The following is a 326-nucleotide window of genomic DNA, read 5'->3' on the forward strand; positions in this document are numbered from 1 at the left end:
CGCCAGCGTGGTCTGGCCGCGGACGGCCGGATCAAGGCCTTCGCGGCCGGTGCGGACGGTACGGGCTGGGGTGAGGGTGTCGGCATGCTGCTCGTGGAGCGGCTGTCGGATGCCCGCCGCAACGGGCACCCGGTCCTCGCGGTGATCCGCGGCTCGGCGATCAACCAGGACGGTGCCAGCAACGGTCTGACGGCACCCAACGGGCCGTCCCAGCAGCGCGTCATCCGCGCCGCCCTCGCCAGCGCCGGCCTGTCGGCCGCCGAGGTGGACGCCGTCGAGGCGCACGGCACCGGCACCACCCTCGGCGACCCGATCGAGGCCCAGGC

At 75.5% G+C, this 326-nt stretch carries 1 protein-coding gene; it reads left to right on the plus strand.

Annotated elements, in window-relative coordinates; all coding sequences use genetic code 11:
• Positions 1–326, plus strand: a 326-nt coding sequence (locus tag ACEPPI_RS40830) for a beta-ketoacyl synthase N-terminal-like domain-containing protein (RefSeq protein WP_373920289.1), incomplete at both ends; no start/stop codon positions are given.

The organism is Streptomyces sp. AB3(2024), from assembly GCF_041862025.1.
Lineage (GTDB): Bacteria > Actinomycetota > Actinomycetes > Streptomycetales > Streptomycetaceae > Streptomyces.